This is a genomic window from Amycolatopsis rhizosphaerae (genome assembly GCF_007713715.1).
GTDB lineage: Bacteria > Actinomycetota > Actinomycetes > Mycobacteriales > Pseudonocardiaceae > Amycolatopsis_E > Amycolatopsis_E rhizosphaerae.
This window is the reverse complement of record NZ_VJWX01000031.1, coordinates 22,443-29,150: the sequence shown is the minus strand read 5'-3', so window position 1 is coordinate 29,150 and position 6,708 is coordinate 22,443. Positions and strand designations below refer to the sequence as shown.

General features: G+C 69.1%; 8 protein-coding genes. 4 read left to right on the top strand and 4 right to left on the bottom strand.

Annotated features, from left to right (window positions below; translation table 11 throughout):
- Positions 1–70: 70 nt before the first annotated feature.
- Together nhaA and FNH05_RS05585 are read right to left on the bottom strand one after the other, a co-directional pair.
- Positions 71–1,255 carry a Na+/H+ antiporter NhaA gene (gene nhaA / locus FNH05_RS05590; protein WP_186382400.1) on the bottom strand — a complete coding sequence of 395 codons (1,185 nt, stop codon included), beginning with the start codon at positions 1,253–1,255 and terminating at the stop codon, positions 71–73.
- Between the two features lies 1 nt (position 1,256).
- The gene (locus tag FNH05_RS05585) at positions 1,257–2,441 is read right to left on the bottom strand and encodes a calcium:cation antiporter (protein ID WP_144586188.1); all 1,185 of its coding nucleotides are present in this window, start codon (positions 2,439–2,441) and stop codon (positions 1,257–1,259) included.
- Positions 2,442–2,673: 232 nt separating this feature from the next.
- Here FNH05_RS05585 and FNH05_RS05580 point away from each other — a divergent pair, with 232 nt between their 5' ends.
- The gene (locus FNH05_RS05580) at positions 2,674–3,024 is read left to right on the top strand and encodes an amidase family protein (RefSeq protein WP_425458414.1); all 351 of its coding nucleotides are present in this window, start codon (positions 2,674–2,676) and stop codon (positions 3,022–3,024) included.
- 22 nt (positions 3,025–3,046) lie between these two features.
- On the opposite strand, the gene FNH05_RS05575 is transcribed toward FNH05_RS05580, so the two are convergent.
- A complete protein-coding gene (locus FNH05_RS05575; protein ID WP_144586186.1) occupies positions 3,047–3,352 on the bottom strand; it encodes a hypothetical protein in 306 nt (101 codons plus the stop codon).
- A 350-nt stretch (positions 3,353–3,702) separates the two neighbouring features.
- Entirely contained in the window at positions 3,703–4,083 is a 381-nt protein-coding gene (locus FNH05_RS05570) for a winged helix-turn-helix transcriptional regulator (protein ID WP_144586185.1), read from the bottom strand.
- Between the two features lie 75 nt (positions 4,084–4,158).
- Here FNH05_RS05570 and FNH05_RS05565 point away from each other — a divergent pair, with 75 nt between their 5' ends.
- The 3 genes from FNH05_RS05565 to FNH05_RS05560 all read left to right on the top strand — a co-directional run bounded on the left by FNH05_RS05565 (position 4,159) and on the right by FNH05_RS05560 (position 6,674).
- Positions 4,159–5,088, top strand: a complete 930-nt coding sequence (locus tag FNH05_RS05565) for an NADP-dependent oxidoreductase (protein WP_144586184.1) — start codon at positions 4,159–4,161, stop codon at positions 5,086–5,088.
- Positions 5,089–5,433: 345 nt separating this feature from the next.
- Entirely contained in the window at positions 5,434–5,583 is a 150-nt protein-coding gene (locus FNH05_RS37855) for a hypothetical protein (RefSeq protein ID WP_186382399.1), read from the top strand.
- Positions 5,580–6,674: a glycosyltransferase gene (locus FNH05_RS05560; RefSeq protein ID WP_144586183.1), complete on the top strand. Its 1,095-nt coding sequence runs from the start codon at positions 5,580–5,582 to the stop codon at positions 6,672–6,674. The genes FNH05_RS37855 and FNH05_RS05560 overlap by 4 nt, the downstream gene beginning before the upstream one ends.
- The last annotated feature ends 34 nt before the right edge of the window (positions 6,675–6,708 follow it).

Sequence of the window (6,708 nt, the reverse complement as noted above, 5' to 3'; positions counted from 1 at the left end):
TTACCGACCTGGGTGTGAGGAAATCGTGATCTCCTGACCGGGCTCGTGAGAGTCGGTGGATCGAGACTGCTCAGTCCTGCCGCGGCCGGCCCGCTCTGCTCAACACCAGCGCGGCGGCCGTGGCGGCGATCAGCGAGGCCGCGAGGATGCCGATTCTGGACTGGTCGGCCAGGGGCGGGGCGAAGGCGAGGTCGGTGACGAACAGCGCGACGGTGAACCCCAGGCCGGCGATCAGGCCCAGGCCGGCGACGTGCCCGGGCCGGACCCCGGCCGGAAGGTCACCGATTCCGGTCCTCGTCGTCAGGGCGATGGAGCCGGCCACTCCGGTGAACTTGCCGACCAGGAGGCCGGCCAGCACCGCCCAGGTCAGCCGGGAGGTCGCCGACGCGGCCAGGGTGCGGGGATCGAGGGCGACTCCGGCGTTGGCCAGTGCGAAGACCGGTACCGCCACGAAAGCGCTGACGGGGCCGAGCCTGTCCAGCAGTTCTCGCAGAACGGCCCGGCCGACGACCGGCCGGGCCGGGGTCAACAGCGCCAGGGCGACCCCGGAGACACTGGCCTGCACGCCGCTGTGCAAGGTGCACCACCAGACCACGATGCCCACCGGTACGTACGGCCAGATCCACCGCACCCCGAGCAGCCGCAGCACCACGATCACGGCGCAGCCACCCACGGCCGCCGCCAGCCAAGCCCAGGACAGGCCCTCGTGGTAACCGATGGCGATCACCCCGACGGCGAACACGTCGTCAACGGTGGCCAGTGCCAACAGCAGCACCCGCACCCCCCGCGGTACGCGCCGGGCCACCAGCGCCAAAACCCCCACCGCGAACGCGGGATCGGTCGCCATCGGCACCCCCCACCCCGGCACGGCCGGGCTGCCCGCCGCCACCGCCAGGAAGACCAGCGCGGGCACCGTGGCGCCGCCGAGCGCGGCCAGCACCGGAACCAGCGCTCGCCGTGGCTGAGCGAGGCTGCCCTGGACCAGTTCGTGCTTGATCTCCAGGCCGATGACGAAGAAGAAGACCGTCATCACCCCGTCGTTGATCCACTCCCGCAGACCCAGCCGCACCCCCAGCGCGGCCGGGCCGAACGCGGTGTCCCAGACCGCTGTGTAGCCGCCGCGTGCGGGGCTGTTGACCCACACCAGTGCCACGAGGGTCGCCACCAGCAGCGCGACACCCGGCGCAGCCTCCGACGCCAACCAGCGGCGCACCGCGGCGCGCCATGCCGCGCCCGCCACCTCACCGTTCACCACATCAACTCCAGGCGAACAACGACGCCAGTACCGCATACAGGCCGATGAGCATGGCCCCTTCCAGGACGTTGGCGATGGCATCCAGCACGACGAACACCACCAGCAACGTCGCCACCACCATCGCCACCGCCATCAACGGCGAGAAGATCAGCGTGAACTGGTGATCCGCCGCCAGCGGCGTCAGCAGCATCAGCAGCGGCGCGACCATCAGCACCAACTGCAGGGTGCCTTGCAGGTTGATCGCGATCGCGGTGTCGATGTCGCCCCGCCAGGCCAGCCGGACCGACGGTGCGACCTGCGACAGGTTGTTGACCACGGCAAGAAGGAACAGTCCGGCGAAGGCCTGGCTGATGTGCAGGCTCGTCAGCGCCCCGGCCATCGGCTTGGTGAGCCAGTCCGCCTCCTCCGCCAGCAACAGCCCGGCCACACCCAGCAGGGCCAGCGTGCGCCGCAGCGGCCACCGCGGCACAGCCTCGCCGCCGACCTGCCTGGGCGGCACCGGCGCGGTAGGTGGGGGTGGCGCGGTGCCGAACCCGGCCAGCCAGGCCTGACCGGGAGCAATGGAGGGACCGGGTCCATCACTCGAGGAGCGCAGGTTCTCCGGCAGCGCTATGACGAACGTGACCAGCAGCACCACCGCAACCGTGTAAGAGACCGCTTGCTGGTGGTGCTCGGCCGGGCTGTGCAACTGCACCGCGACCGCGGGCATCACCAGCACCGTCACCATCAGCACCAACATCACGCACGTGCTCAGCACGGCCTGGGTGTCGATCGCCAGCACCCGATGCCGCACGCCGCCCGCGATGTAGGCGAGCCCGTTGGCAAACAGCAACAGGTTCAGCGCCGACCCGGCGATCGTGCCCAGCACCACCACGTCCAGATGGTTGAACAACGCGAACGCGCCGATGACGAACTCGGGGATGTTGCCGGTGACCGCCTGGAACAGCCCCACCGCGTTCCGGCTCAACCGTCCACTGAGCTGATCGAGGGTCCGGCTCATCACCGCGGAGGTGAAAGCCACCCCGGCCAACGAGGCCAGGAACTGTGCTACGTCACTTCCGGCCGTGAAATGGACCGACGCCGCCACCACGGCGGACAACGCGGTACAGGCCCACAACCAGCCATCCACACCCCAGTTCCGGAAGACACCCACAGGTCCTGGCGCGGCATCCACCGAGTCAGCCATGCGATCAACAATGCCCGGTCGCGAAAACGTCCGTCAACGCGGGCCGCACGTGGGATGCGCTACCAGTCCAGTCCCGGTTTTGTTGGGACAAAAGGGATTCCTCCAACCAAAACCACGGGAGGTCACCGGAAGCTGGCGGTGGAACCGGTGACGATGACTGACTCCACCCCTGCCTTAAAGCTAATAATTTGCACAAGACCACCGTGGGCCGTACCGTGGGTTAAAGCAAACAATCTCCGCGCGCACCCTGATGACACAGGCGTGGGCGCGACTCTTCGAGACCGTCGACGTCATCGCGGCCCCAGCCGTGCCCGTCACCGCGACGGCGAGCGACCAGCCCACCATCACCTGGGCGGACGGCAGCACCGAAACCGTTTCCGACGCCTACGTCCGGCTGTCCGCGCCGGCGAACATCATCGGTGCGCCCGCGCTGACCCTGCCCGTCGGCCGAGACCACGTCGGACTGCCCATCGGGATGCAGTTGATCGGGCGATCGCTGGACGAGGCCGCGGTGTTGCGGGTCGGCCGTGCCTATGAGCGGGCTGCTGCGATGGGCAACGAACTCGCACCAGTGGCCGCGTGAGGATGTCTCGGCCGGGAGTGTGTCAGTGGGTCGAAGACCAGATCGTCGGTTTCTTGGCGAAGATGATTTCGCTGCGGTTCCGGGCGTAGATCGTTCTGATCCACTCGTCGAAGTACTCGTCACATCGGTCGGTCAGGTGCTCGCCGTCCCCGACTTCGCAGACAACGAAGACCGTGGGACTCCCTTCGTTGGTACAGAGCGCAAATTGCCCAGGCCGCTGAAGCGCGCCCAGCACCGAGAGGGAAAGGGGTCGTTGTTTCCGGCCAGGGTTGCCTTCGTTCAGGCACCGCACGAGGTCGGAGACGGCATGATCAGCCGTGTCGAACATCGCCCATCGGTACTTGAATGTCGGGACGCCATCCACGCGGTATGGAGAAAGAACCGCTGCCCAGGTCCAACCGGGTCCGACATGCCCGCGGAGCCATCCCGGGCCCGGGAAGCCCTCGGGAGGGGTGATGCCGTTGAGCGGTGTCCTCATCGGGGGACTCACCGGACCTCCTTCTGTCCGCGGAGCGAGCGCCGCGAAAGGTTCTCAGTGCGCGAAGGTTAACGCCAACCGATGAAATCCCGATGACGCGCCTGTGGCGTGGCCCGGATTTGTTTCTGTAACAGGATCGGCGTTTTGGTGACCACGGGCGTCGCCGGCGTCAGGGGGAAACCCTTGAGAGCGCTGGGGAGTCAGCCGTGGTGGGCGATCGGCTCGGCATCGGCGTCGAGCGCGTCAAGGATCGCGTCGCCGTTCTCCCTTGCCCACTCGTTCAGTACGTGGATCGGATCGGTCAGCGTCGCGCCGAGAGGGGTGAGCTCGTACTCGACGCGGGGCGGCACCTCGGCGTAGGCATGGCGGCGGACGAGTCCGTGTGACTCGAGCCGGCGAAGCGTCTGGGTGAGCACCTTGCGGGAGATGCCGCCGATCAGCCCGATCAGCTCACCATGGCGCACCGGCCCCCTGCTGAGGCCGGCGAGCACGACCACCGTCCACTTGTCGGCGATCAGCTCGACCGCCAGACGTGCCGGGCAGTCGGCGAGAAAGCGTTCTCCGGGACCAAAACCGCTCATGGCGCCAAAGGTACCTGCTGGTTCCCATCGGACACATAGCCTGGATCTTGTTTCCCTTCCCAAGCCAGGAGAGTCATGCGAGTCATCACCCAGCAGAAGTTCGGCGGTCCCGAAGTGCTCACCATCGTGGACACGCCCGCGCCGCAGCCCCTGCCGACCGAGGTCCTCGTCCGGGTCAGGGCGATCGGGCTGAACCCGTTGGAGGCGCTCCTGCGCGCCGGCGAGTTCCCCCCGCTGATCGGCCGGCCGCCGTTCATCCTCGGCTGGGACATCAGCGGCGTGGTCGAAGAGTCGATGACATACCGGTTCAGGCCCGGCGACGAAGTGTTCGGAATGCCGCTGTTCCCCCGAGCGGCCAACGCCTATGCCGAAGTCGTGTCTGCGCCGGCATTGCACCTGGTGCGCAAGCCGGCGTCGTTATCGCACGTCGAGGCTTCGGCGTTGCCGGTCGTCGGGTTGACGGCGTGGCAGGGCCTCGTCGACCTCGGCGGCGTGACCGAGGGCGACCGCGTCCTGGTCCACGGCGGTGGCGGTGGGGTCGGCCACGTCGCGATCCAGATCGCGAAAGCCCTCGGCGCGTACGTGATCGCGACCGCCAGCGGAAGCAAGCGGGAGTTCGTCGAGGGGTTCGGTGCCGACGAGGTGATCGACTACACGACGGTCGACTTCGCCGAGGCGGTCCGCGACATCGACGTCGTGCTCGACACGATCGGCGGCGATACCGCCGAGCGGTCGCTCGGTGTGCTCCGCCAAGGCGGTCACTTGGTGACGGCGGTCGCCGAGGGGAATTCGGAGCTCATCGCCAAGTTCGAGGCGGCCGGCATGCGCTTCAGTGGCATCGCGGTCGACCCGGATCCGGTCGGCCTGCGAGGTCTCGTCGAACTCGTCGAACAGGGCAGGCTCCGGGTCCACGTGCAGGAGACCTTCCCGTTCGAACGCGTCACCGACGCGCACCGACTGCTCGAGCGCGGTCACCTCCAGGGCAAGCTCGTCCTCACCGTCTGATCCCGCCGTGCGGTTCGGCGAGCGCCTCGATCGAGTCCCCCTCTCAGGGCTTCTCCGCCTGGGATCGGCGTTCGCAGAGCTACGCGGTGTGGCGCGATCGACGAAGACAACCCGGATCCGTTGACGAGCGACTTGCTCCCGTGACCAGTAGCTCGTCGCATTGCTCCGGCGACGAAGGTGAGTGCGGCGCGGGTTTGAAGTGCCGTGCCCGCCGCGGGCGGGGCCCAGCCACGGTGGAGAAGAATCTCCACCCGGAATACGACAACGGACCGATACCCCACTCTGGTCGGCGCTCCTAAGCTCGGGCGCGATTTTCCCTTTTTCCATGACCGGAAAGGACCCCTGATGCCCGCCCCGGAAACCGCCGATCTGCCTGACGCCTACGGCGCGGACGGCCGGCTGACCGATCCCGATCCGGTGTTCGCCGGGCATGCCGACGAGTGGCGTACCGCGCTGCGCGCGCTGGCGGCCGTGACCGTGGGGGCCGGCGCATGAGGATCCTGTTCAGCGCGGTGCCGGCCCCCGGTCACCTGCTGCCGCTGCTCCCGCTGGCCGACGCGGCCGCCGAGGCCGGACACGAGGTGGCCTTCCTGACCGCCGCGGACATGGCCGGCTATCTCGAAGGACGCACGCTGCTGCCCGCCGGTCCGGGCGTCGACGAGCTGCTGATCGAGGTCGAGCGCCGCACCAGCGGCGGGGACGCGCGTCATCCCGGTGCCGCGGCCGTGGAAAACTTCGCGGGCGCCCGGATCGACCTCGGCTACCCCGAAGCTCTCGACCGTGCCCATGGATTCGCGCCGAACCTGCTGGTCTGCGAGGAGTTCGACTTCGTCGGGCCGCTGGTTGCCGCCGCGCTGGAACTGCCCTGGGCGGCCCATGCGATCGCCGCGCCCGTCCCTGGGGAGCTGTCCGCTGCCCTGCAGGCCCGGGCGCGGGCCCAGCACACCACCCGCGACCTGCGGCCACGGCATCGGGTCGCGCTGGTCGATCCGCTGCCGGACGTGCTGCGCTCGCCTACCGACCCGCCGCTGCCGGACGACCGGCTGCCGATGCGGCCCGCGGTGCATACCGGCGGTGCGGTTGCCGACCTCCCGTCCGGTCCGCTGGTGTTGGTCAGCGCTGGTACCTCGGTGCGGGACCCCGATCTGTTGACCGGCTTGGCCGGTTCGGTGGCCGACGCCGGGTTCGAGGTCGTGGTCACCATCGAACCGGGCACGTTGCCGCGGCATCCGCGGGTGCGTGAGATCGGGTTCGTGCCGCTGGCCGGGTTGCTTCCCCGGGTCGAGGCGGTGGTCGGCACCGGTGGAATGGGCACGGTGCAGGCAACGCTGAGTGCGGGGCTGCCGATGGTGCTGCAGCCGGTGCTGGCCGACCAGCCGTGGAACGCCCAGCGGGTGACCGCCGCCGGGCTCGGCCTGGCTATCGACGACCCGGCCGAAGCCGGTCCGGCGGTCCGTACGGTGCTCGCCGAGCCCCGCTATCGAACCGCGGCTCAGGCCGGGGCGGCGGCGACACGGTCGATGCCCGCACCGGAAGTGGTCCTCGACGACCTGCTGCTCCGGGCAGGACTGTCCGCCCGGAGCTGACCCCCGGCCCGACCAGGAGCGCGCCACGAGGTGT